We start from the raw sequence: 23,951 nt of genomic DNA, 5'->3' as shown, positions 1-23,951 counted from the left end.
ACCCCAAATGCTAATGCAGCTGCAGTTAACTCACCTAACCAACTTAATCCAAAGTGGGCAAATAAAGCATCATACGCAACCAGCAAACTTTGCACTAAGTTAATTTGTGATTTTGGTATTAATGTAGCAATACACAATGTGCCAAAAATAAAAATCAATACGGTTAGTGCTGCTGCGGTTATAATAGCAATCGGATAATTTTTAGATGGGTTTTCTACTTCAACAACGTGTACCGCATTAATTTCCATTCCGCCAAAAAACAGGAAAATACTTGCTGCCAGCACTAGATTATTAAAGTTAGACAAATCTGGGAAAAAGTCAGCCCCTGATGCCGTAAAATGAATGGGGTTACCTGTGCAGACATAAATCAGCGTGAGCACCATCAAAATACAGGCAGGAATAATAGTACCAATAAGCCCCCCGAGAGTTGCCACTTTTGCAGAAGATTTAATACCGCGCAGTGTTACTGCCGTTGCCAGCCAATATACGGCTAACACAATCCCCACAGTATACAACCGATTTCCTGCCAAGGCCGCATCAGCACTCTGATGAGGCCCAATGAAAGCCAGTGAAACTGCGGCAAAAATAAGCACAGTAGGAAACCAAATAGTGGTTGCCACCCATTGCAAATAAATAGCAACAAACCCCCAGCGGTGACCAAATGCCTGACCTATCCACCGGAAAACACCCCCTTTCTGTGGCCACCCAGTAGCCAACTCTGCCGCCACTAATGCCACAGGGATTAAGAAAAAAAGTGCTGCAAAGATATAATAAAATGCAGAAGTAATACCATACTCTGCTTCAGCAGGAAGCCCCCGTAAACTGACGACTGTGGTAATATTCATAATTGCCAAGGTCGCGACACTTATTTTAGCTACGGTTGCTTTAGCCACTGTACTTGCACTTGCGGATTTTTTTGTACTGACACTGCCAGACATAACTCATCCTTATCTTGTTTAACAAGATATTAAAATCAACTTATCATTATAAAAAAGCCATAAAGCGAAGTAATAAAAAAGTGGCAACTACATCACCAAGACAATGAGGACTCAACTTGATAACACAGCCACCACTTAAATCAATTAAATACGATATTTAGCGATTATTTTTCACTAATAACTTCATCACGAGCAGCAATGACACAGTCAACCACATGTTGCATTACTTCTGGTGTAATATATACATTCATTGGAAATGCTTTTAATGCGAAGATATATGCATCTTTATCTTTACCATCGCGATTATACTCAGCAGTTCTAAAACCAGTACTAAAGCTCAAATACGGTGTATACTGTCCATTAATTTTTTTACCACCACGATACCACGCATAGAGTTTATTACCCACATCAAGCGTTAGTTTGTTATTTGCTATCAATTGATCTTTATAGTTAACATCTGACAATTCGCGCTGATATTGCTCATGTGCTAATACATCTTTAGAATAAACACGGAACAAGGTAACCAAACCAAAATCATCCGCATTGGTACAAACTGTATTGGCGTTTTCGTGTAAAATCTCACGGAAATAGAACTGATTTTCTAAGATCCCACCAAGAATAGCGTGAAAGCCTTCATAGCCGAAGAATTTTAATGTTGCCCACCCAGCCAGTGCACCGGTAGCAGCACGTGAAACTTCTAATGTGTAATCCAGTGGATTATACGGTGAACGAGGTTGTAAATATGCAGAACCCGGACGTTTTAATAATGTTTCAAATTCATCACTGTTTTGTTAGACAAAACAACTGCTCGCATAAGGAGACCAACCCGCTTTATGGAAATCGATACCCACCGCATCGGCATATTTCATGCCTTCGAGTGATTTATAATTACGTTTAATATAAGGAAGAATTTCATCGCTAAACTGAAGCGGATTTTTATCAAAATCATACTTTTTGAACGTCAGCCATGACCAGCACACTACCGCATCACAATACAGTAGAGCTTTACCATAAGGTTGAGCATTTGGATATTGATCCAACAGTTTTCTGACTTTCTCGACCGGATCGAATGCATTTGCGTCGGTAGTCCCCATGGTACACACGACAGATGCCACAGGTATTTTTTTCTCATTCAGGTCTTTAAGGATCTCTTCTAGATGCACCACATCCATGGCATTCGTTAAAGGATCAGTACGGACTTTAATAATATTATCCATACCCAAGCCCATCCAGTCAGTACTGTTGAGCATAGTGTAATGAGCCTGTTGAGAACAAATAACTTTAGCATCTGTACGTACACCTGAGTTACGTGAATCAGGCAATACTCGTGTTAACGCATATTTGACATGATAAGTCCAACAACCTGAACCACCATACGTATAAATACAACCGGTATTGAGCGGATTCCAGCCAATTAAGTTACCGAGCATTCCCGCACTCTCTAATTCAGCACGATGTACATTCCATGAATATTCACCCTCTAAAATATTAGGTGAGAATATCTCTGATAATACAGCCGCAATGATAGAGGCAGAGTTAGCTTGTGGAATCACATTACACATGGTTAATGGATGACCCCAGTTTGGTAGCCCTTCAAATAACTGTGTCGTTTCATTAATCACTTTTTCTGTTGTACTCATTTTATCCGCCATTGACACATCTTTGACTTTTGCAAAGTCAATAGTTAATGCCGGATTATCACCCAAATAAGCAGGTCCATTTTTTTGCGGGCGCAGTTGATTTAATTTTTTAACAGCATGCCCGATAGCAGTTGCAAGCCCGTCTTGCTCATCACCAAAAGGTGATGGAAATGCAGCCAGCATATCTTGACGATATTTTGCCCATGCTTTTGCATCATTGTGAATATGACCTTTATCATCCCAGTTCGCTTCATAAGATTTCATTTTCAATATCCTTCTGTATCACGGAAAAGATTAACAAGGCAGATATAGTGACTTATTAAACGCTGAAGCAGGCTTTGATTGCATATGCATTCACGTAACCCGATGAATTTAATGTACGGCGAGAGAATTTACAGATCAATGAGGCAGACGTACTTTGACATACACCGTAACCGGATACCGGAAAGGCAATTTTTTTTACATAGATAGTATTAGCTCTGTGTATATCGCCATACTCTGTGCCAGAATTTATATCCAGCAATATCATCTTTATATTCAAAACACGTTAATAACACGGCCTATCTTCTTAGCAACAAACAACGTCACTATTCCTATACGACTCAATACAAAAGAAATGGAAATAGTTCTGCATTAACAACGTGATATTCAGAATGTGAACACTGATCACGTCTTGCCATGCTGATTAAGATTCAAAATAAAAACACTGCTACCCTGAGAAAAAATCAAACAGGAAAATCGATTATGCCGATGCGCCGTGTATTAGAGATCAGTTGCTACAGTGTCAGTTGTGCGTTACGGGCAGAAAAAGCCGGAGCCGACAGAGTTGAGCTGTGTGCTGGCCGCTTAGAAGGAGGTACTACCCCTGCATACGGTTCACTGATTAGTGCTCGAGATCAGCTAACTATTCCTGTATTCCCGATCTTACGCCCGCGAGGTGGTGACTTTTGTTATAGTCAGCAAGAGTTTGAAGAGATGAAGTCCGACTTATCGCTGATGCGCGAACTCGGCTATCCGGGAGTGGTACTGGGTATGCTAAATGAAAATGGTGGATTAGACAGTGCGCGGATGCAAACCCTGCTTGGTTTAGCTGGCACAATGGAAATTACCTTTCACCGCGCATTTGATATGTGCGCAGATCCGATGCTGATGTTACAACAACTCACAGATTTGGGTGTTAGCCGTATTCTTACCTCAGGCCAGCGTGATACCGCTGAACTTGGTTTACCGTTGCTGCAAACTCTGTGGGCTAAAACTGCCAATACACACGGGCCTATTATTCTGCCCGGTTCAGGAATCAGACTCGGTAATATGCAGACCTTTATTCAAGCCGGTGCGCACGAAATTCACTCCTCGGCATCTCACTCTGTACCTTCACCCATGCGCTACCACCAGCCCGGAGTAAACATGAGCCGTGATAGCGGAGCCGATGAATTTGCACGTGTTGAAGTTGACCCAGATGCCGTCAGCCAGATGAAAGCCCGTTTATCAGCGATAATGCCGTAACGGGTACATTCTCCGTATAGATATTGTTATATTGCTACAATCCAGACTGTATCACACTGCCTACATATTGCCGTTATTGTGCGCTAACTTGTAGCAAGATACGGTCTGGCTATCATTGTTATATCTAAATTATATCTAAGAGCTACCGAGTCGCATCGGCTACAACGGCCAACGGTTTTACTGATTCTGAAAAACAGCTAACATTCGTGCCCGATCAGCCTGAATCATCAAATTTGCCAATGTTTTTGCCCCAGGTCCGGTCTGCTCACCACGAGGCAACAATAACTGAGCGGTTAAACGGCGCTCACCGCCAAACTGTACCGGTAAACGGTGTAATAACCCCTGCTGAAATTCCGGCTCAGCAATATGATCAGGCAACCATGCAAATCCCATATTGGACAACAGCAAATTTTTTGCCTCATAAAAATGGCTAACACTCCAGCGTTGACCCGCTTTCAACCAGCCTATCTCCATCGTCGGCTGTAGCGCATTATCCATAATTACAATCTGCAAATGCCCAACCAAATCCTGTTCATTTAATACGGTAAATTCAGCCAGCGCATGCTCAGGGTGACAATACGGATGCAGCGAAATACTGCATAACGGCTCGCCCAAAAAACCGGAAGGAACATGTGGTGTGATAACCAGATCCCAGCCATCACGAATAGCCTCTTGTGTAGCGGTCAGAATAGTATCTTTAATAATCAGCCGGCTGCCACGACTTTGCGGATAAAACTGTGTAATTGCATCGAGCAGTGGCTGACGTGGATAGATTGACTCAATGGCAATGCGGATCTCCGCTTCCCAGCCTTGATCCAAATTTGCTGCCAGCTCTTCAACTGCCAGCGCATGCCCCGTCAACTGGCGACTGCGGTGCAAAATAACCCGACCCGCATCGGTTAAAAATGCCTTACGGCCGCGTACCTCTAATAACTGTACGCCTAGCATCTCTTGCAATTTTGACACTGCATGGTTCAGCGAAGACTGGCTTTTGTTAAGCTTTTCAGCCGCTTGAGCATAACCACCGTGATCTACCACGGCCTGAAACATCCGCCACTGTTCAAGAGTTGTTTTTGGCCGTGATAGTACTGACATCCACTTAATCCTTAAGGTTGCTAGGCCCTTGCTGTACACACTTATTACGTGCAACAATCACCGCGCGGCACGGTGCAGGATAGCCCTCCACCGTTTTACTCGGATCAATCGGATCTAAAAAATCAGCCAGCGATTCCGTAACCATCCACTCCGTTCGGCGCTGTTCGTCGAGCGATGTCATTTCAACATCCACAACCCGCACATCAATAAACCCTGACTTTTCAAGCCACTTCACCAGTGCAGCAGCCGACGGAATAAAATAGACATTACGCATCTTCGCGTAGCGCTCACCCGGCACCAGCACCGTATTCTCATCCCCCGGAACCACCAGCGTTTCTAGCACCAACTCACCTTCCGGCTGTAATTGTGCTTTTAATTGCAACAGGTGGTCTAACGGCGAACGGCGGTGATACAACACCCCCATTGAAAATACCGTATCAAACGTTTTCAGCTCAGGCAGTTGCTCAATCCCCAGAGGGATCAAATTGGCTCGCTGATCATTGCCTAATAACTTACGTACCGCTTCAAACTGGCATAAAAACAGCGGTGTTGGGTCAATCCCCACCACACATGTCGCACCTTCGCCAACCATACGCCACATATGGTAGCCACTGCCACAGCCCACATCCAATACCGTACGGCCGGCCAGTGGAGTGATGTGGGGCAGAACCCGATCCCACTTCCAGTCTGAGCGCCATTCGGTATCAAGATGAATACCGTGTAAATCATACGGCCCTTTGCGCCACGGCATTAGCCCCTGCAACAAATAGGTGATCCGCTGGCGCTCACCGTCAGAAATGCTCTCGCCATCTCCTACCGCAACGGCAGAAGTCAAATTAACCGATGAAGCCGGCATATCGGGCAAAAAATTGACCGACTTTTCCCAACGCTTAAACTGGCTGTTTTGGTTCTCTTTTTGCCAAACCGCCAACTGCGCAGGCAATGTTTCTAGCCAGTGCGCCAGTGGCGTTTTCGCAATCAGTGCATAAAAATGGTTAAACTCAATCATCGGGCTGCTCTCTTATGCATTTTCTGATTTTATCGCCAACATAGAACCAAAATTAAAGCACTGATACCACACCTCAGCATGCTCAAACCCTGCACTGGCTAAACGCTGCTTATGCATCTCTACCGTATCAGTCAACATCACATTCTCAAGCGCGCTGCGCTTTTGACTGATCTCTAACTCACTGTAGCCATTGGCACGTTTAAAATCTAAATGCATATCAAATAAGTGTTCACCAATGGCCCTATCAGCAAACGAAAACTTCTCAGAAAGCACTAATGCCCCACCGGGGCGCAAGCCGGCATAAATTTTATTCAGCAGCGCCTGCCGATCATCAGGGTGTAAAAATTGCAGCGTAAAATTCAGTACAACCATTGAGGCATTCTCAATCGCCACATCACGAATATCGCCCTCAATCACCTCTACCGGTGTCTCTGAACGAAATGTGTCAATATGGCGTTTACAGCGCTCAATCATCGCTGCAGAGTTATCAACCGCAATCACACGCACGCCTTCGACATCGATATTTCGTCGCATTGACAGCGTTGCTGCCCCTAACGAACAACCAAGATCAAAGGCCTGCGTATTTGGCTGGATAAAGCGCGCAGCCAGCATACCGATAGTTGCAATGATATTGCTGTAACCGGGAACGGAGCGCTTAATCATGTCAGGGAAAACATCCGCAACACGATCATCAAAAGAAAAATCACCTAATTGGGCGATTGGGGCAGAAAAGAGAGTATCGCGGCTAGACATAGCGAAACCTGAGTGACCTGAGTGAATAGGAAGATAATAAAAAAACAGGGTATTCTAGAGGATAGAAGCAGAACTGTCTTGTATCTTACCGCTACAGGCCGTAGCGGTAATCATATATCGCATCATTACAGATAAAAAATCTGTGACCACGGAATATAATACAGGTTACCGATGATCATTAAAATCAGCGCCGCATAGGTCGCCCCCATGCCAGCACGTCGCCAGCGGAACTCACGCTCATGCATACCAAAATAGTGCAATAAACGGCCAACAATTAGCATCAATCCGGTAAAATGCAACAACCAAGTTTCCGCGCCATTCATCTCCATCACGATCAGCAGTAAGATCCCAATGGGGATATACTCAACCGCATTACCGTGAATACGAATGGCAGTTTGTAGCTGGTAAAATCCGCCATCACCAAAAGATACTTTATATTGAAAACGCAACTTCACTACATCAAGAGAAAACTTGATCAATAACAGCGCGCCGAGCACCGCATAAAGGGCGCTAACCATCGTCATCTACTCCGCAACAAACAATACTGCCAGCATGACACATTAATAAATCAAGTTGTCATCTTCACCGCGTACGTATTGTTCACATTTTTATTGGTAAATTTCTATATTTATCATGTCATCATAACTTTGTGTGATAAATACACCGCTGCTTACTATACTAAAATTCTAGCAGATGACATAACCTCGTTTGATTTTTATACGCCTATCAATACCCTATTTTAGGTAGAGGAGGCACAACTCAGCGAAAGTTCAGCGTCTAAAAACGGGTGATTTAGAATAAACATATTAATGCCCTCTGCCGGTAACGCACGGCAAAAGTGATCGCCTTGTAACCAGTTTGATGACAACATTCGGCCCATCGCAATAAACTGTTTTTGCGTATTAATTTGATCAAAAATCACTTTAATATTTAATCTGCGGGCGATTTGCAAAATACCACGGACTAAAATTTGCTGCTTACGGTTACGGGTTAAATCAGTATATAAAGCACAGTCAATTTTGATGTAATCAAGTGATATCCGCTGAAACGCCACCAATGATGCTGGATTTCGGCCAAACCCACCCAGCGCCAGTTTCACCCCCATAGTATGCAAATTAAACAGTACCGATGTCATCGTATCACTGGGGTTTTCACCGTCAATTTGCAGAGTCAAGCAATGTGAAGGCAACTGATAGCGTGCTAACAATGAACGAATCAGTGTTGGTAATTCAGGGTGCAACAAATAGTGGCTTATCGGTATGCACAAGCCCAGCTTTCGTTCAGGGAAATCAATATGCCACTGATGCAGTTGTTGGCAGCTTTTTTCGAGCATCCAGCAACTCAATGTCTGTGTCAGCGAATTACTTTCAGCCAACTGCCATAGCTCACGGGTGCTGACCTGACCAAATCGCGGATGATACCAACGCGGGTTAACTTCAATCAGCCTGACCTCGTGCCCAGTGCAATCAAGCACCGGCTGAAAATGCAGATTGAGCACCTGCTGCTCAAGATCTTGACGCAGCATTTCAGATAACGTGCGCAAGCGTTCAGCCTTGTGTGCCAATAGCGGGCGTGAAAAAGTGACGATACCTGTTCGATGCTGCTGCTGTGCATCGGCCAATGCTAACTCTGCACACTTAAGCAAGGTATCTTGCTGACGCTGCTTATTACTCACTGCCGCCCCGCAACAAAACAACACGGAAGTGCGCTGTGGTAAATCGTGACTCAGTGAATGCAGCTTGGTTTTAAGCCGCTCTGCAATAGGCTGCAAATCGGTATCTTTATTCACACTCAATAACAGGGCAAATTGATCATCACCGGTACGAAATAGCTGGCTTCCGGCGGGTTTGACATCCTGTAAACTTTGAGTCATCACCCGTAAGACATTATCCCCAACATCAAAACCAGAAACACTGTTTATCATCCGGAAAAATTCCAGATCAAACAGCATCAACCCGACACGATGTTTATCGTAATTGGTGGTCTGTAGGGCTGTAAATAGCTGATCACGCATCGGTAACCCTGTCAGGGTATCTTGATGATTTTGTTGCTCTAATCGGCGGGTTTGACGGTAGAAGAGAAAAAAGCAGAGTAAGGCAAAAAATAACGATATCAACAGCGATATCCCGAGTAGATGACTTGCCAGTACAGTGCTGTCATCTCCAGTTAGCTGATAATAGCGATACTCATGGAAAAACTGGTTGATTAAACGGTCTAAATCACTGCTATTTTGTGCAATTTTACGTTTAATAGTAGCAATATCTTGGTCTGAGATATTTCGCTGATTAAACAAAGGCTCAAGTGATTTAAAATCATTAAAGTACTGTCGAAGCAGTGTATCAGCACCCAAAACCTGATCAATAGCGACAGCCTCTTCACCTTCGAGCAACACAGGGAATCGGCTCCACATCAGCTCATAACGCAGATACATCTCATCCATATCAACCAATCCGGCCTGATACAGTTTGAGCGCCGACTCTATTTTTTGCTGCTCCATTTGCAACTGCATCAGTGCCCATGAGCTGTTTGAGTGCGTCACTTTTAGGGAACCGACCCCCATGCCAAACAGCACCAATGAAAAAACAGCGCTGATCACAAATAACCCACCGGTGATCGTTAGCCATTTATTGCACTTTTTTAGCCAGGTCATCCCAACCCTCATCATGTCAGCAGTCAATCCTTAACCGCGTTAATACTTCTGATTTGCCAAGCCATTTGAGCATAAAATGCCGAGTTGTGTAAGCTCGGATATTGATCAAGTGGCAAGATTAACCAGATAGGGCCGTTATCACGGATCCGCATCTCTTCACCATCAACATGTGTAGCAAGGATTGGATCATAAGGTGCTAATTCAGCAGATGACAGTGTAATTTGGTAACCATTTATTGAACCAATCTCTATCCGATCTGACTCAATATCACCCAACGCTAATACATCGGTCAGACTCGGCCCACTGAATGTTCTCGCTTGTGTATGCCACGGGGTTGAGGTGGTAATGTCATGCTGAGGCAGCGCATTTAGCTGCTCGATTGACAGCATCAAGGGTGCTGTACGGCCATTTGTTAATGTTAATACTGTTTTTCCGCTTTTTTCCGGTGCAGCCGGAGTCGTCACTGCAGAGTGTGCATAACTGGAAAAGCAGCCCAACAACGCTAAAAAAGTTAGCACGCACACTCCAGACATAAAACGTACCGGTCTTAAACGCGCAAATACCTGCCGATATGTTGGCTGATTTAACAAAATCATGCTTGTACCTAACTCTCTTTATCTCGATAAAAAGGCAGTATTGCCCATTGGAAAACATAAAGCAGAAATAACCAATGGGTAATTCTAGGCAAAAAAGACATAAATAGAAACAATGCGGTCAGACTCAGGCGTATAATTAAGCTTGAATAAACGGCATAACTTGCTAATTTCAGAATAACGTTAGTGCAATGTCATCCTAAAGCGTCTATAGCAAGCCTTTGATTATTGGTTTTATCATAGGGCTTATTACATCACAGTTTATTACATAATCAGCCGTCATCAGTACCTACAATACCGATACTATTAAGATCACTAACTCGAATTAACGCAAAAGGTCGTCAATTATGAACCCACGTTCAAACAATGTGTTCGCTGAACGAACAGGTACTCGTGTACAGGCCTACCTGTCACAAGTGTATGGCTGGATGACTTGCGGCCTGTTGCTTACTGCGTTTGTCGCGTGGTATGCCGCCAGTACGCCCGCTGTTATCAACTTCATTTTTTCCAGTAAAATTACCTTTTTTGGTTTAATTATCGCACAGTTAGCACTGGTGTTTGTGCTATCGGGTATGTTGCAACGGCTGAGTGGAACAATGGCAACGAGCCTGTTTATGCTCTACTCCGCCCTAACAGGATTAACCCTTTCCAGCATTTTTATCGCTTATACCGCCAGTTCCATTGCAGCAACATTTGTTGTCACTGCGGGTATGTTTGGCGCAATGAGCCTGTACGGTTACACCACAAAACGTGATTTAAGCGGCATGGGTAACATGTTGTTTATGGCATTAATTGGTGTAGTTCTTGCTTCACTGGTCAACATGTGGCTAAAAAGTGACACCTTGATGTGGGTTATTACCTATATTGGTGTGGTACTGTTTGTTGGCTTAACCGCCTACGATACCCAAAAGCTAAAAATACTGGGTGAACAGATCTCAGAAGATGACCACGAGAACTTTCGTAAGTACGCGATTGTGGGTGCATTGACTCTGTATTTAGACTTTATCAACCTGTTCCTGATGCTGTTACGCATCATGGGCAACCGTCGATAATCACACCAGAATATGTAGGCTTAGCACTCCCTTAGAGTCAGTAACCGATGCAAAGCCACAAAATTTGTACAATTACCTACATTTGCCCCGATTAATCTCGGGGCTTTAGTTTTATTGGGCTGCCGTTATCCTTTATAATGTCGCTCTTTTGTCGAAGGCCGCTCTTTGTAAAAGATCACAAGGCCGGTCAGTTTGCTCCGCAGTAATGCGCGTTCAGCAAACTCAGTATTGGTAAAAATAATCAGGCAGAGTCTCGGTGAGAAACTCGCAGGTATCGCAATATGACGCGTTATCGCAACTGTAACAGCCCCCGTGTGGTGGTTACAGACTACTCCCGACGCACTCTGTTTTACCAAAAGGATGTAAACCATGCGCACCGTATATTGCGGACAACTTAATCGCACCCACGAAGGGCAAGATGTTACCCTGTGTGGCTGGGTGCACCGTCGCCGAGACTTAGGCGGCCTGATCTTTATTGACATGCGTGATCGCGAAGGTGTTACTCAAGTCTTCTTTGATCCAGACCATCAGGCTGCATTTGCAAAAGCGTCTGAATTGCGTAACGAATTCTGCATTCAGATTAAAGGTGTTGTTCGCGCCCGCCCTGATAGCCAAATCAACCGCGATATGGCTACCGGTGAGATTGAGGTTTTTGCCCAAGAGCTGAACATTATCAACCGTTCAGAGCCACTGCCCCTCGATTTCAACCAGACCAACACGGAAGAGCAGCGCCTGAAGTTCCGTTATTTGGATCTGCGCCGTCCAGAAATGGCTGATCGCCTAAAAATGCGTGCCAAAGTGACCAGCTTTGTGCGCCGTTTTATGGATGATAACCAGTTCCTTGATATCGAAACTCCGATGCTAACCAAAGCCACCCCAGAGGGCGCGCGTGATTACCTCGTACCAAGCCGTGTACATAAAGGTAAATTCTATGCTCTGCCACAATCACCACAGTTGTTTAAACAACTGCTGATGATGTCGGGTTTTGATCGCTACTATCAAATCGTAAAATGCTTCCGCGATGAAGATTTACGTGCTGACCGCCAGCCTGAATTCACCCAAATCGATGTTGAAACCTCTTTCATGAGCGCCGAGCAAGTGCGTGAAGTGATGGAGCGTTTAGTTCGTGAGCTATGGCAAGAAGTGAAAGGCGTGGATTTTGCCCCTTTCCCTATCATGACATGGGCAGAGGCGATGCGCCGTTTTGGTTCTGATAAGCCAGATTTGCGTAACCCGCTAGAAATTGTTGATGTAGCTGATCTGCTAAAAGACGTTGAATTTAATGTCTTCTCTACCCCGGCCAATGATCCAAAAGGCCGCGTAGCCCTGATCCGTGTTCCGCAAGGTGCACAGATGAGCCGTAAAACTATCGACGAATACACCCAATTTGTTGGTATTTATGGTGCAAAAGGCATGGCGTGGATGAAGGTCAACGATCGTGCAGCAGGCCTTGACGGTGTACAGAGCCCTGTCGCCAAATTCCTGAATGCTGAGATTGTTGAAGAGATCTTATCTCGCAGTGGCGCAGAAAACGGCGATATTCTGCTGTTCGGCGCAGACCGCTGGAACGTGGTTACAGATGCGTTGGGCGCGCTACGTATCAAACTGGGCCGAGATTTCAATCTGACCGATCTGAGTGCATGGGCACCGCTGTGGGTCATTGACTTCCCAATGTTTGAAGCCGATGACGAAGGTAATCTGGCTGCGATGCACCACCCGTTCACATCACCACGTGATATGACACCGGCTGAACTGAGTGCTAATCCTACCGCTGCCATTGCGAATGCTTATGACATGGTCATTAACGGCTATGAAGTCGGTGGCGGTTCTGTGCGTATTTACAACAGCGATATGCAGCAGACCGTATTCAGCATCTTGGGTATTAATGAACACGAGCAGCGTGAGAAATTTGGCTTCCTGCTCGATGCGCTGAAATTCGGTACACCACCGCATGCAGGTCTGGCTTTTGGCCTTGACCGCTTGGTGATGCTGATTACCGGTACCGATAATATTCGTGATGTTATCGCCTTCCCGAAAACAACGGCAGCAGCCTGTTTGATGACCGAAGCACCAAGCTTTGCTAATCCGGCTTCACTGGCAGAGTTGTCTATCAACGTTGTGAAAGCATCAAAGGAATAAGCATGACCTTTAAGCGCCCGGAATCAGTATTAGTGGTGATCCACTGTCCGAATACAGAGCGGGTGCTTATGTTGCAGCGCAAAGATGATCCGCAATTTTGGCAGTCGGTTACTGGCAGCCTAGAAGGTGATGAATCGCCGCAACAAACGGCACTGCGTGAAATACAAGAAGAGGTTGCCATTGATATCCAATCAGAGCACTTAACGCTGACTGATTTGCATCATACCGTTGAATTTGAACTGTTTGAGCATGTCCGCCACCGTTATGCGCCAGATGTCACTCGCAATAAAGAGCACTGGTTTTGTTTGGCATTGCCTTCAGAACGCGCGGTTGTACTGTCTGAGCACCATGCTTACCAGTGGCTAAATGTACATGAAGCGGCAAAACTGACCAAATCATGGAGCAATCAACAGGCCATTGAACAGTGCTGTATCGCTTCAATGTAATACGCGCCTAAGCCAAGCTTGCAAACTGGGCAGTACAATACACGGTATTTGCCCAGCCTACCCAGTTATTGCGATTATAATCAATAACAAAGCGGGTAGCAGATGATAATAGCTGAGACAGCAATACACTAAGATCGGGTAGTTCGACACTGTATCAGTACTGTAAAATCGGTACTGCGAAAACCGAAATAGCCCCAAAATAAGATTAAAAAGCGGAGATTGTTATGGCAGGTCATAGTAAGTGGGCCAACATTAAGCACCGTAAAGCAGCGCAAGATGCTAAACGAGGCAAAATTTTCACTAAATTGATTCGTGAGCTGGTTGTTGCCGCTCAAATGGGTGGTGGCGATGTTGGGATTAACCCGCGTCTGCGTGCCGCTGTAGATAAAGCACTCTCTAACAACATGACCCGCGACACTGTAAACCGTGCGATTGCACGCGGTGTCGGGGGTGATGATGATAGCAACATGGAAACCATCATTTATGAAGGTTACGGCCCAGGTGGTACTGCGGTCATGGTTGAGTGTCTAAGTGATAACCGTAACCGCACGGTATCTGAAGTTCGCCACGCGTTTACCAAAACGGGCGGAAATCTGGGTACTGATGGCTCTGTATCCTACCTGTTTACCAAAAAAGGGGTGATCTCTTACCCTGCAGGTTTGGATGAAGATACCGTTATGGAAGCGGCACTGGAAGCGGGCGCTGATGATGTGGTTGTGAATGATGACAGCACCATTGATGTCTACACCGCACCGGAAGATTTCGGTTCAGTCAAAGATGCATTAGATGCTGCCGGCTTAACCGCTGAAATGGCTGAAGTTTCGCTGATCCCTTCGACTAAAGCTGAACTGGATATTGATACTGCACCAAAACTGCTGCGCCTTATCGATATGCTTGAAGATTGTGACGATGTTCAAGAGGTTTACCATAACGGTGATATCTCTGACGAAGTTGCAGAACAGCTGTAACGGATGTCCATTATTTTGGGTATTGACCCTGGTTCGCGGATCACCGGTTATGGTGTGATCCGCCAACAAGGGCGGCATCTTGAATACCTCGGTAGCGGATGTATTCGCACCCAGGTTGATGATCTTCCCAACCGCTTACGGCTGGTGTATGCCGGAGTCAGTGAAATTATTACCCAGTTTAGCCCTGATGTTTTTGCCATTGAGCAGGTGTTTATGGCTCGTAATGCAGATTCGGCACTCAAACTGGGGCAAGCACGCGGCGCGGCCATTGTTGCTGCGGTCAATAATAGTCTTCCTGTCTTTGAATATGCCGCTCGTCAGGTAAAACAGACCGTAGTGGGCACCGGTGCGGCAGATAAAGCACAAGTCCAGCATATGGTGAAAACCATGCTCAAGCTGCCCGGAAATCCGCAGGCAGATGCTGCTGATGCGCTAGCTATTGCTATGACTCACGCACAAATTTGTCAGCATGCAGCAAAAATTATGAACCCTCGATTACAGATAACCCAAGGGCGTTTTCGTTGAAAATGTCTGCAGATATTTGTACATCACCTGATGACATAAGCTGCATTGATAACCTCAGTAGCATTAGCAATACCGATAAGATCACAAGATCTTGGTATCTGTAATAATAAAAGACTGAAATGATAAAAGGCTGGATATTTATCCAGCCTTTTCGTTATGCTATGCTCAGAAATTACCGTACTGCATGCGATAATAAACATCGCGCATAAACAGATCTATGCGCAGCACAACATACAACGAGGAGATAATCTGTGATTGGTCGTTTACGTGGGCTTATCGTCGAAAAACAGCCGCCTGAAGTTCTTCTCGATGTCAGCGGTATCGGTTATGAGGTCAACATGCCGATGACCTGTTTTTATGATCTGCCCGATATTGGTGCAGAGGCTACCCTGTTTACCCATTTTGTTGTGCGCGAAGATGCGCAACTGCTATATGGTTTTAACAACAAACAAGAGCGTGCGCTGTTTCGTGAGCTGCTCAAAACTAACGGTGTCGGCCCAAAATTGGCACTGGCCATTTTGTCGGGTATGTCAGCAGCACAATTTGTTGGTGCTGTTGAGCGTGAGGATATTACCACGCTGGTTAAACTACCGGGTGTCGGGAAAAAAACCGCTGAACGCCTGATCGTCGAGATGAAAGATCGCTTTAAAGGGATGGGCAGCTTTGACTTGTTCACCCCCCCTGATGAGCTTGCCTCGGCAATTCACCACTCTCAGGCGGCTGTACAACAGGCGGATGCCGAAGAAGAAGCCGCATCTGCACTGGTTGCGCTCGGTTATAAACCGCAAGAGGCCAGCCGTATGATCAGCAAAATAGCAACCCCTGAGGCTGACTGCGAAACCCTGATCCGTAACGCATTACGCGCGGCATTGTAATTGCCAAATCAACAGCACACTTGCATTATAGCCCTCTACTGCTGATATCAGCCCTAACACGGGGCTGATAGATAATAAAAGGTTTCCGGATGATAGAAGCTGACCGTCTGATCTCCCCTGTCAGTGCCCCTCGTGAAGAGGAAGTGATTGATCGGGCTATTCGCCCCCGCCTGCTTGATGAATATATCGGACAAGAGCATGTTCGTACTCAAATGGATATTTTCATTCAAGCAGCCAGAATGCGATCAGATGCGCTGGATCATGTGCTGATCTTTGGCCCGCCAGGGCTAGGTAAAACGACGCTTGCCCATATTATCGCCAATGAAATGGGGGTCAATCTGCGCAGCACATCTGGGCCAGTGCTGGAAAAGGCCGGAGATCTGGCCGCTATGCTGACCAACCTCGAACCCCATGATGTGCTGTTTATCGATGAGATCCATCGGCTATCACCGGCTGTCGAAGAGGTGCTCTATCCTGCCATGGAAGATTATCAACTCGATATCATGATTGGTGAAGGCCCTGCGGCACGCTCTATCAAACTCGATTTGCCCCCGTTTACACTGATAGGTGCAACCACGCGTGCAGGCTCGCTAACCTCACCGCTACGCGATCGTTTTGGTATTGTGCAGCGCCTTGAGTTTTATCAAACCGAAGAGTTAACCCAGATTGTTCAACGTAGTGCCCGCTGCCTTGAATTACCCATGAACTCTCTTGCCGCATTAGAAATTGCCCGCCGTTCACGGGGCACTCCACGTATTGCCAACCGTTTATTACGCAGGGTACGTGATTTTGCCGAGGTCAAAGGCACAGGTGCTATTGAATTTGATATCGCCAATCGAGCACTCGATATGCTTGATGTAGATGTCGAAGGGTTCGATTTTATGGACAGAAAATTACTGCTGGCAGTCATTGATAAATTTATGGGTGGCCCTGTTGGGTTGGATAACCTTGCCGCAGCCATTGGTGAAGAGCGTGATACCATTGAAGATGTACTTGAGCCTTATCTGATCCAACAAGGTTTTTTACAGCGTACACCACGCGGGCGCATTGCCACTCAACGTGCATACCAGCATTTCGGCTTAACTTCCGCTCAAGAAGACTGAACAAAACACTGGCTCAAAATATCACCCGTCACATACACCACGGGTCAAATTACTGAATGCGCATAAAGCAGCCCTGCTTTATGCCATGGTGTTATTTTTATTATTACGCCATTTTAACGCTTTATCGTGTCAGAGTTCACAAATTGTACTGCAATGCCTTTTTCCCTGCCCCCAAAAAGAAAAACCCCACATTTAATGCGGGGTTCATGTAAGTTCAGCTAATCACTACTTATTGTGCAGCATAAACAAGTCGCTGAATAATTTCTTATAAGAGTTTACGAACTTGTTAAGCGTATTGGTGCGCATATCTGCTCCGAAGTGATGAGGTTCAAACTTTTTTATTAAAAAGAGGTTTTCAACATGGATTTCCCTGTTGATGGCGCAAATTATATGCAGTTGTTGGGAAAAACAGAAACGACAAAATTTAAGTCTTAATCATTAGAATTACTAATATCATGTTCGGGTTATATACGGTTCAAATCAGGTTGTTATTTATTTGTTTTAATATTGATAAATAATTTAATGCACCTACATGTTTTACCCGATAAACAAGCTATATTGAATAAATGAAGTATCTAGGTTACGACTAACATGCTGAAATAAAACAAATCGTTTACATATTTTGCTTTAATTTAGCTGGAATTGAGCTGCATCAATTTCTGAATGAGAGTATCATCTGCGCGTGTTGACCGTGATCAATTTTTACTGTTGAAGGTTGTTAAATGTAATTGACCTGACAACAAAAAATATAACTTGAATCACTAAAAAACCTATTCCGTGTAAGGGATTAGAAGCGTAATATTTAGTCACCCTGTCATTTAGGTTGCTGTTATGTGATGACTTCGTTCATAAAGTGCGCCTGCTCATTTTATGAACGCAGAAATTGAATCCTCTGTGGCTCATGTATTTTTGCTTATCTGTAACGCAAAAATACAGATAACGATCTTTCGTCAAGGATTGAAGATCAAGAGCTGGAGTCTTCCTGCAAAAAGCAAGGAGTCGTGATGTTAGACGTTGTTGAACTATCCAGATTGCAGTTCGCTCTGACTGCAATGTACCATTTTTTGTTTGTTCCGCTCACGATTGGTATGGCATTTTTGCTTGCCATTATGGAGTCGGTCTATGTAATGACCAACAAACAAATCTACAAAGATATGACCAAATTCTGGGGTAAGTTATTTGCTATTAACTTTGCTCTGGGTGTTACTACCGGTCTGACCATGGAGTTCCAATTCGGGACAAACTGGTCTTACTACTCTCACTATGTCGGTGATATCTTCGGTGCGCCGCTGGCCATTGAAGGGCTGATGGCATTCTTCCTTGAATCTACCTTTGTCGGTATGTTCTTCTTTGGTTGGGATCGCCTGTCTAAGCGCCAACATCTGATGGTGACATGGCTAACTGCAATTGGTACCAATATGTCTGCTCTGTGGATCTTGGTTGCCAACGGTTGGATGCAAAACCCAGTAGGTTCAGAGTTCAACTTTGAAACCATGCGTATGGAAATGGTCAGCTTTGCTGATCTGGTGATGAACCCTGTCGCACAGGTGAAATTTGTTCACACTGTAGCTGCTGGTTATGTCACAGGCGCAATGTTTGTACTGGGTATCAGCTCTTACTATCTGCTGAAAAAGCGTGATATGCCATTTGCGCGCCGCTCATTTGCTATTGCAGCAAGCTTTGGTATGGCATCTATCCTCTCTGTTATGGTGCTGGGTGATGAATCAGGCTATGAGCTGGGTGATGTGCAGAAAGTAAAACTCGCTGCCATTGAGTCAGAGTGGGAAACCCACGCACCGCCAGCAGCATTTACCTTGATTGGTATTCCTAATCAGGAAGAGATGCGCACCGATTACGCTATCCGCATTCCTTATGCACTGGGCCTAATTGCCACCCGTTCTATTGATACGCCTGTCATCGGTCTGAAAGATCTGATGAAAGAGCACGAAGTGCGTATCCGTAACGGTATGGTTGCTTATGACCTGCTGCAAAAGCTGCGCTCCGGTCAGGATACCCCTGAGCTGCGTGCACAGTTTGATGATGCGAAAAAAGATCTGGGCTACGGCCTGTTGCTAAAACCGTATGCACCGGATGTCTTTAACGCCACTGACGCACAAGTTCAGCAAGCGGTGAAAGACTCTATTCCGAAAGTTGCACCGCTGTTCTTTAGCTTCCGGATCATGGTAGGTGTCGGCTTCTTGATGCTGTTTATCATCGGCATGGCCTTTATCCAAACAACACGCCACAAAATTGATCAAAAACCATGGTTGCTGAAACTGGCACTGTGGGGCATTCCGTTGCCATGGATTGCTATTGAAGCGGGCTGGTTTGTTGCTGAATATGGCCGTCAACCTTGGGCTGTCGGTGAAATATTGCCGGTATCATCAGCGGTATCTTCCGTCAGTTCAGGTCAGGTGTTGTTCTCACTCCTGTTGATCTGTGGTCTGTATACCCTGTTCCTGATTGCTGAGATGTATCTGATGTTCAAATTTGCCCGTTTAGGCCCAAGCAGCCTGAAAACCGGCCGCTACCACTTTGAACAAAAAAGTGCACCCGCTGTTACTGACACTAACGCATAACTCAGGAGCCAACCATGATTGATTATGAATTGCTACGCTTTGCCTGGTGGCTGCTGATCGGTGTACTGCTGATTGGTTTTGCTATCACTGACGGCTTTGATATGGGTGTCGGTGCGCTGTTACCGATCATCGGTAAAACAGACAATGAACGTCGGGTGATGATCAACACCATTGCACCACACTGGGATGGTAACCAAGTCTGGTTAATCACCGCAGGGGGTGCACTGTTCGCCGCATGGCCTATGGTCTACGCAGCAGCCTTCTCTGGCTTCTACGTGGCGATGGTATTAGTACTTGCTGCGCTGTTCTTCCGCCCTATCGGTTTTGACTACCGTTCAAAGATTGAAGATGCCCGCTGGCGCACCATGTGGGACTGGGGCCTGTTCATCGGCGGTGCAGTACCTGCACTGGTGTTCGGTGTGGCCTTTGGTAACCTGCTGCAAGGTGTGCCGTTTGAAATTGATAACCTGCTGCGTCTGCAATATCAGGGTGGTTTCTTCGGCTTGCTGAACCCGTTTGGTCTGCTGTGTGGTGTTGTCAGCCTGATGATGCTCGTGATGCAAGGCGCGACGTGGTTGCAAATGAAAACCATGGGTGAATTGCATGTTCGTGCTCGTACTGCGGCAAAAATTACCGCACTGATCACCACCGTCTGCTTTGCACTGGCAGGTGTTTGGGTGATGAAAGGTATTCCGGGTTATATCATCACCTCGGTGATTGATCCGAACGGCCCGTCTAACCCGCTGCATAAAGAGGTGGCGGTAGAGATTGGTGCTTGGATGAAGAACTTCAACGACTTCCCTATTCTGTGGGCTATCCCTGCAGTAGGTGTATTTATGCCGTTGCTGACTATCATTGCATCACACTTTGAGCGTGCCGGTTTAGCGTTTCTGACATCATCTCTGGCAATCACCAGCATTATTCTGACTGCCGGTGTCACTATGTTCCCGTTTGTTATGCCATCAAGCATCATGGCGGCACAAAGTCTGACCATGTGGGATGCAACATCAAGCCAGAAAACGCTGGGGATCATGCTCGGTGCAGCCGTGATTTTTGTACCAATTATTCTGATATACACCATCTGGTGTTACTACAAAATGTTTGGTCGTATCGATACCAAGCATATTGAAGATAACCCTTCAGCTTATTAATCAGCCCCTTAGGAGACAAGAACAATGTGGTATTTTGCTTGGATTCTCGGTGTGCTGTTAGCCTGTTCATTCGGCATTATCAATGCCTTATGGTTAGAGCAAACTGAAAATATGGATCGCGATAACGCATAATCTGCGGATATAACGCAGCATTGCCAACGCATTCGAAGGGCCTAACAAGGCCCTTTTTTTATTCTTTACTTTCCCTTCATTTTCTCTTCTCAGTACACCTTGCATTTTCGTTATCTTAAAGACATGATTCGTCAACACCCTATCCCCCTATTTGTGTGGGATAACATCAGAGATGCCCGTTTCGGGCTGGCAAGGAGAGCCTGTCAAATGCAATCACCCGAACCTTCCATTGACAATACACACTCACTGTTTAATTTTGATACCCCCATTGATCGTAGCCACAGTGACAGCGATAAATGGAACAAATATGCCGGTGAAGATATTCTGCCGATGTGGGTAGCTGACACTGATTTTCGCTCTCCTCCTGCGGTCATTGAGGCGCTGCATAAGCGGGTGGAACATGGTGTGTTTGGTTATGGTTACGGCGCATCATCGGTACTGACCGAAGCATTTATTGCCCGTATGCAAACTCGCTATGACTGGGCTATCAAACCAGAGTGGTTGGTGTTCCTGCCGGGTCTGGTTTGTGGCCTAAATCTGGCCGTTAGAGCGTTTACTGCCCAAGGTCAGCGTAGTATTTCCCCTTCACCAATTTACCCGCCGTTTGTAAAATCATCAGCCTTTGCGGGTATCGAACAAGTTCTGGCCCCTGTCACTCTGCAACAAGGCCGCTGGGTGATGAACTTAGACAATATCGCCAATGAAATGCAGGGAAATGAAAAGTTGCTGATGTTGTGTAACCCACAAAATCCGGGCGGTACTATTTATCGCCGAGAAGAGCTGCTGGCACAGGCTGAATTTGCGCGTCAGCACAATTTACTGATCTGTAGTGATGAAATTCACTGTGATTTGCTGCTGGATAATCAGCCTCATATTCCGATTGCCGCACTCAATGCCGATGCAGAGCAACGCTCAATCACCCTGATGGCACCATCAAAAACCTTTAATATTGCCGGATTGGGCGCTTCTATCGCTATTATTCCCAATGACAAATTGCGCCAACAGTTTATTAAGGCGCGTGCTGGTATTGTGCCGGGGGTCGATATTATGGCTTACACGGCAGCAGAGGCCGCTTACCTGGCAGGTGATGCATGGCTCGAAGCGCAGCTTGACTATCTGCGGATTAATCGGGATATCACCGAAGAGAGAGTCAACGCGATGCCGTATTTAACAATGGCCCACACGGAAGCTACTTATCTGGCGTGGATTGACTGTTCTGCCCTGCCGGTACAAAATCCGCACCGTTTTTTTGAACATGCGGGAATAGGATTATCGGCCGGAGGCGATTTTGGTGATGCCGCCTTTGTACGGCTGAATTTTGGCTGTACCCGAGCGTTGCTGAATCAGGCACTTGATCGGATGGAAAGAGCCGTTTTCGCACTGAAGGCTTCGCTCGAACAACAATAACAAGCAGTTCACTGACGCGTGATAGTACAGAGATAACACCACACAAATAACAAAAGCTGTACCCGTTAGTTCGGTGTACAGCTTTTGATGTTCATCTGATGGATGATTTGCGACCGTTACATTACAGAGACAGTCATGTCATTGCTGCCACCGACCATACGCACACGTACACCCGGCTGGTAACGCGGATCAGCTTTTTGTACTACGACAACAGATGTACCGTTCTCTTTGCGGATCTCCATTTCAGCGCCATCAATCTGGTTCATGCCCTCTTCGGCCTTTTTACCTACCGCACCACCGGCTATTGCACCGGCTGCCGTAGCAATATCGCGCCCTGTACCGCCGCCGATTGTGCTACCGATCAATCCACCGACAACTGCACCGCCGATACCGCCAATTAAGCCTGAGCTTTCAGCCTGAATCTTGACCGGACGCACTGAGACAATCGTACCATACTGCACATTTTGTACGGTTTTCGCTTGCGAACCGCTGTACACATCACCCGAGTACATGCCTGTATTTGCACAGCCGGCCAAACCAATTACCATCAGCGCAACAGCACCTAAACGTGTGTTCATTGTAACCTCCGTTAGCATAACCATTATTTGCAAGCACAGAGCTTGTAAACCGCATCACCAAAGCCTGCAACACTGCCATTCAGATACCGTTACGCCTGCGGTGTTATGCAGACATCTGACATCAGCCACATACGCCCAATACTGCATACATGATGAAACTAGATTGTCACTGAAAACGGTAAAATGTAATAGAACAGCACACTGCCTTAGTGTAACAAACGTGCTATTAATCAAAAAAAACAGCGGATAATCAACCATTATCACAGATTAACAACAATAAACTAGCCATGTTATACCACGGGTAAACACACTAAAAAAAACAACCGGGCGATTATCAGATACGGAATGTTGTCAACTGCTACGCTGTGAGTATAGCTGACCCTGTCACATCACAAGGAATAATTGTCTTTGTGTTACTTTTCTTTATGTGAATCGGATCAGCATTCAGAGTGACAATATAGCGGTTATACCCGCTCTGCTGTTTATTGTGCATACCCATTATTAGCGGAGTAAGTGCTGCCATACGGGTAGCCTGCACCGATCAATGAAACTGTAGCTTGACCACCGTTACCGACCAACTGAACGCGCGCACCCGGCACAAAGCCAGGAGCCGCTTGCTGTACCACTACCACTTCCTGACCGTTGTCTTTACGGATCACCATTTCCAAGCCTTCGGTCTGATCCAGACGATTACCTACATCTGAACCCACCACGCTACCCGCCAGTGCACCAGCAGCGCTGGCAATATCACGCCCGACACCACCACCGACTTCACTGCCAATCAGACCACCAATCACCGCACCGCCAATGCC

Annotated in this window: 22 protein-coding genes and 1 pseudogene; 12 read left to right on the top strand and 11 right to left on the bottom strand. The window is 45.8% G+C overall.

The window, feature by feature from the left end; genetic code table 11:
* The 3 genes from ACRC27_RS04215 to ACRC27_RS04205 form a co-directional block, all read right to left on the bottom strand.
* A partial coding sequence (locus tag ACRC27_RS04215) for an amino acid permease (RefSeq protein WP_438639263.1) occupies window positions 1-938 on the bottom strand: 938 nt, incomplete at its 3' end.
* Between the two features lie 164 nt (window positions 939-1,102).
* Complete coding sequence (locus tag ACRC27_RS04210; protein ID WP_438639262.1) at window positions 1,103-1,465, bottom strand: hypothetical protein; 363 nt, start codon at window positions 1,463-1,465, stop codon at window positions 1,103-1,105.
* 264 nt (window positions 1,466-1,729) lie between these two features.
* Entirely contained in the window at window positions 1,730-2,842 is a 1,113-nt protein-coding gene (locus tag ACRC27_RS04205; RefSeq protein WP_438639261.1) for a pyridoxal-dependent decarboxylase, read from the bottom strand.
* 480 nt (window positions 2,843-3,322) lie between these two features.
* Here ACRC27_RS04205 and cutC point away from each other — a divergent pair, with 480 nt between their 5' ends.
* A complete protein-coding gene (gene cutC, locus ACRC27_RS04200; protein WP_438631118.1) occupies window positions 3,323-4,084 on the top strand; it encodes a copper homeostasis protein CutC in 762 nt (253 codons plus the stop codon).
* Window positions 4,085-4,261: 177 nt separating this feature from the next.
* Here cutC and ACRC27_RS04195 read toward each other — a convergent pair whose 3' ends face one another.
* The 6 genes from ACRC27_RS04195 to ACRC27_RS04170 form a co-directional block, all read right to left on the bottom strand.
* On the bottom strand, window positions 4,262-5,179 hold the full coding sequence (locus ACRC27_RS04195; protein WP_438639260.1) for a LysR family transcriptional regulator: 918 nt from the start codon (window positions 5,177-5,179) through the stop codon (window positions 4,262-4,264).
* 4 nt (window positions 5,180-5,183) lie between these two features.
* Window positions 5,184-6,188: a tRNA 5-methoxyuridine(34)/uridine 5-oxyacetic acid(34) synthase CmoB gene (gene cmoB, locus ACRC27_RS04190; protein ID WP_438623000.1), complete on the bottom strand. Its 1,005-nt coding sequence runs from the start codon at window positions 6,186-6,188 to the stop codon at window positions 5,184-5,186.
* Window positions 6,189-6,200: 12 nt separating this feature from the next.
* Window positions 6,201-6,941 carry a carboxy-S-adenosyl-L-methionine synthase CmoA gene (gene cmoA / locus ACRC27_RS04185; protein WP_438622999.1) on the bottom strand — a complete coding sequence of 247 codons (741 nt, stop codon included), beginning with the start codon at window positions 6,939-6,941 and terminating at the stop codon, window positions 6,201-6,203.
* A 125-nt stretch (window positions 6,942-7,066) separates the two neighbouring features.
* Window positions 7,067-7,459, bottom strand: coding sequence for an MAPEG family protein (locus ACRC27_RS04180; RefSeq protein WP_438623159.1), 393 nt, complete (start codon window positions 7,457-7,459; stop codon window positions 7,067-7,069).
* Between the two features lie 221 nt (window positions 7,460-7,680).
* Window positions 7,681-9,591, bottom strand: a complete 1,911-nt coding sequence (locus ACRC27_RS04175; RefSeq protein ID WP_438639259.1) for an EAL domain-containing protein — start codon at window positions 9,589-9,591, stop codon at window positions 7,681-7,683.
* A gap of 23 nt (window positions 9,592-9,614) precedes the next feature.
* Window positions 9,615-10,109, bottom strand: a complete 495-nt coding sequence (locus tag ACRC27_RS04170; RefSeq protein WP_438639258.1) for a hypothetical protein — start codon at window positions 10,107-10,109, stop codon at window positions 9,615-9,617.
* A 422-nt stretch (window positions 10,110-10,531) separates the two neighbouring features.
* On the opposite strand from ACRC27_RS04170, the gene ACRC27_RS04165 reads away from it, so the two are divergent.
* From ACRC27_RS04165 to ACRC27_RS04115, 11 genes are all read left to right on the top strand, one after another.
* Window positions 10,532-11,236: a Bax inhibitor-1/YccA family protein gene (locus ACRC27_RS04165; RefSeq protein ID WP_438630881.1), complete on the top strand. Its 705-nt coding sequence runs from the start codon at window positions 10,532-10,534 to the stop codon at window positions 11,234-11,236.
* 369 nt (window positions 11,237-11,605) lie between these two features.
* Window positions 11,606-13,375 (top strand): aspartate--tRNA ligase, encoded by a 1,770-nt coding sequence (gene aspS, locus ACRC27_RS04160; RefSeq protein WP_438622995.1) that lies wholly within the window; start codon window positions 11,606-11,608, stop codon window positions 13,373-13,375.
* 2 nt (window positions 13,376-13,377) lie between these two features.
* A complete protein-coding gene (gene nudB / locus ACRC27_RS04155) occupies window positions 13,378-13,821 on the top strand; it encodes a dihydroneopterin triphosphate diphosphatase (RefSeq protein WP_438639257.1) in 444 nt (147 codons plus the stop codon).
* A 224-nt stretch (window positions 13,822-14,045) separates the two neighbouring features.
* On the top strand, window positions 14,046-14,789 hold the full coding sequence (locus tag ACRC27_RS04150) for a YebC/PmpR family DNA-binding transcriptional regulator (protein ID WP_438622993.1): 744 nt from the start codon (window positions 14,046-14,048) through the stop codon (window positions 14,787-14,789).
* Between the two features lie 3 nt (window positions 14,790-14,792).
* Window positions 14,793-15,314: a crossover junction endodeoxyribonuclease RuvC gene (ruvC, locus tag ACRC27_RS04145; protein ID WP_438622992.1), complete on the top strand. Its 522-nt coding sequence runs from the start codon at window positions 14,793-14,795 to the stop codon at window positions 15,312-15,314.
* A 251-nt stretch (window positions 15,315-15,565) separates the two neighbouring features.
* The gene (ruvA, locus tag ACRC27_RS04140) at window positions 15,566-16,189 is read left to right on the top strand and encodes a Holliday junction branch migration protein RuvA (RefSeq protein WP_438622991.1); all 624 of its coding nucleotides are present in this window, start codon (window positions 15,566-15,568) and stop codon (window positions 16,187-16,189) included.
* A gap of 89 nt (window positions 16,190-16,278) precedes the next feature.
* On the top strand, window positions 16,279-17,292 hold the full coding sequence (gene ruvB, locus ACRC27_RS04135; RefSeq protein ID WP_438622990.1) for a Holliday junction branch migration DNA helicase RuvB: 1,014 nt from the start codon (window positions 16,279-16,281) through the stop codon (window positions 17,290-17,292).
* Window positions 17,293-18,296: 1,004 nt separating this feature from the next.
* Complete coding sequence (gene cydA, locus ACRC27_RS04130) at window positions 18,297-19,871, top strand: cytochrome ubiquinol oxidase subunit I (protein WP_438622989.1); 1,575 nt, start codon at window positions 18,297-18,299, stop codon at window positions 19,869-19,871.
* 14 nt (window positions 19,872-19,885) lie between these two features.
* On the top strand, window positions 19,886-21,022 hold the full coding sequence (gene cydB, locus ACRC27_RS04125) for a cytochrome d ubiquinol oxidase subunit II (protein ID WP_438630885.1): 1,137 nt from the start codon (window positions 19,886-19,888) through the stop codon (window positions 21,020-21,022).
* Between the two features lie 24 nt (window positions 21,023-21,046).
* Window positions 21,047-21,154 carry a cytochrome bd-I oxidase subunit CydX gene (gene cydX, locus ACRC27_RS04120; RefSeq protein WP_438622987.1) on the top strand — a complete coding sequence of 36 codons (108 nt, stop codon included), beginning with the start codon at window positions 21,047-21,049 and terminating at the stop codon, window positions 21,152-21,154.
* A 207-nt stretch (window positions 21,155-21,361) separates the two neighbouring features.
* Entirely contained in the window at window positions 21,362-22,561 is a 1,200-nt protein-coding gene (locus ACRC27_RS04115; protein WP_438639256.1) for a MalY/PatB family protein, read from the top strand.
* A 116-nt stretch (window positions 22,562-22,677) separates the two neighbouring features.
* Here the strand turns inward: ACRC27_RS04115 and ACRC27_RS04110 are convergent, their stop codons facing one another.
* Window positions 22,678-23,139: a glycine zipper 2TM domain-containing protein gene (locus tag ACRC27_RS04110; RefSeq protein ID WP_438622985.1), complete on the bottom strand. Its 462-nt coding sequence runs from the start codon at window positions 23,137-23,139 to the stop codon at window positions 22,678-22,680.
* A 482-nt stretch (window positions 23,140-23,621) separates the two neighbouring features.
* A pseudogene (locus ACRC27_RS04105) lies at window positions 23,622-23,951 on the bottom strand (hypothetical protein); the annotation flags it as partial.

The sequence above is a fragment of the Plesiomonas sp. genome, from assembly GCF_051650925.1.
Classification (GTDB): Bacteria; Pseudomonadota; Gammaproteobacteria; order Enterobacterales; family CAMTGL01; genus Plesiomonas.
This window is presented reverse-complemented; position numbering and strand designations above follow the sequence as displayed.

What these genes read in the sequence shown, in the direction of transcription:
- ACRC27_RS04205 (WP_438639261.1), bottom strand. Translation starts at nt 2,842, where the DNA reads ATGAAATCTTATGAAGCGAACTGGGATGATAAAGGTCATATTCACAAT.
- cutC (WP_438631118.1), top strand. Translation starts at nt 3,323, where the DNA reads ATGCCGATGCGCCGTGTATTAGAGATCAGTTGCTACAGTGTCAGTTGT.
- ACRC27_RS04180 (WP_438623159.1), bottom strand. Translation starts at nt 7,459, where the DNA reads ATGGTTAGCGCCCTTTATGCGGTGCTCGGCGCGCTGTTATTGATCAAG.
- ACRC27_RS04150 (WP_438622993.1), top strand. Translation starts at nt 14,046, where the DNA reads ATGGCAGGTCATAGTAAGTGGGCCAACATTAAGCACCGTAAAGCAGCG.
- cydA (WP_438622989.1), top strand. Translation starts at nt 18,297, where the DNA reads ATGTTAGACGTTGTTGAACTATCCAGATTGCAGTTCGCTCTGACTGCA.
- ACRC27_RS04195 (WP_438639260.1), bottom strand. Translation starts at nt 5,179, where the DNA reads ATGTCAGTACTATCACGGCCAAAAACAACTCTTGAACAGTGGCGGATG.
- ruvC (WP_438622992.1), top strand. Translation starts at nt 14,793, where the DNA reads ATGTCCATTATTTTGGGTATTGACCCTGGTTCGCGGATCACCGGTTAT.
- cydX (WP_438622987.1), top strand. Translation starts at nt 21,047, where the DNA reads ATGTGGTATTTTGCTTGGATTCTCGGTGTGCTGTTAGCCTGTTCATTC.
- cmoA (WP_438622999.1), bottom strand. Translation starts at nt 6,941, where the DNA reads ATGTCTAGCCGCGATACTCTCTTTTCTGCCCCAATCGCCCAATTAGGT.
- nudB (WP_438639257.1), top strand. Translation starts at nt 13,378, where the DNA reads ATGACCTTTAAGCGCCCGGAATCAGTATTAGTGGTGATCCACTGTCCG.
- ACRC27_RS04175 (WP_438639259.1), bottom strand. Translation starts at nt 9,591, where the DNA reads ATGACCTGGCTAAAAAAGTGCAATAAATGGCTAACGATCACCGGTGGG.
- cydB (WP_438630885.1), top strand. Translation starts at nt 19,886, where the DNA reads ATGATTGATTATGAATTGCTACGCTTTGCCTGGTGGCTGCTGATCGGT.
- aspS (WP_438622995.1), top strand. Translation starts at nt 11,606, where the DNA reads ATGCGCACCGTATATTGCGGACAACTTAATCGCACCCACGAAGGGCAA.
- ruvB (WP_438622990.1), top strand. Translation starts at nt 16,279, where the DNA reads ATGATAGAAGCTGACCGTCTGATCTCCCCTGTCAGTGCCCCTCGTGAA.
- ACRC27_RS04165 (WP_438630881.1), top strand. Translation starts at nt 10,532, where the DNA reads ATGAACCCACGTTCAAACAATGTGTTCGCTGAACGAACAGGTACTCGT.
- cmoB (WP_438623000.1), bottom strand. Translation starts at nt 6,188, where the DNA reads ATGATTGAGTTTAACCATTTTTATGCACTGATTGCGAAAACGCCACTG.
- ACRC27_RS04110 (WP_438622985.1), bottom strand. Translation starts at nt 23,139, where the DNA reads ATGAACACACGTTTAGGTGCTGTTGCGCTGATGGTAATTGGTTTGGCC.
- ACRC27_RS04115 (WP_438639256.1), top strand. Translation starts at nt 21,362, where the DNA reads ATGCAATCACCCGAACCTTCCATTGACAATACACACTCACTGTTTAAT.